At 49.8% G+C, this 470-nt stretch carries 1 protein-coding gene and 1 tRNA gene; both read left to right on the top strand.

Features of this window, described 5'->3' with window-relative positions:
- Window positions 1–194: 194 nt before the first annotated feature.
- Window positions 195–270, top strand: a tRNA-Thr gene (locus AXE65_RS04215).
- A gap of 98 nt (window positions 271–368) precedes the next feature.
- Window positions 369–470 (top strand): GTP-binding protein (locus AXE65_RS14420; RefSeq protein ID WP_239685046.1); only part of this gene is annotated, 102 nt, incomplete at its 3' end.

The raw sequence follows: 470 nt of genomic DNA on the forward strand, positions 1-470 counted from the left end.
AGCGTCCGTTTCATGACCACCTCCTCGGCGGTCAGTAAAACCGGACAGTTCATTTGCTACTGATGCGGACAGATTACTTATCACTGACAAGCGAAATTTTACTCTTGCCAATAGGGATAAAGTAGAGCAATATATTGCGCCCTTTAGATGCTTGGCGCAAAGCTGGCTCTAAATTTTTATTGGGTGAAGTTTAGGCTCATGTAGCTCAGTTGGTAGAGCACACCCTTGGTAAGGGTGAGGTCAGCGGTTCAAGTCCGCTCATGAGCTCCATCTTAATAATGACGGATGCGTCTTTCGGGAGGCGTCTGTGCGCTGGTTGTAAGCTGCCTTGGCAGCCTGGGTTTAACTTCTCTGTGGGAGACGGTCTGATGGCCAAGGAAAAATTTGAACGCAACAAACCGCACATCAACGTGGGCACCATTGGGCACGTTGACCACGGCAAAACCACATTGACCGCTGCGCTGACCAGA

The organism is Ventosimonas gracilis, assembly GCF_001580025.1.
In the GTDB taxonomy this organism is placed as follows: Bacteria; Pseudomonadota; Gammaproteobacteria; order Pseudomonadales; family Pseudomonadaceae; genus Ventosimonas; species Ventosimonas gracilis.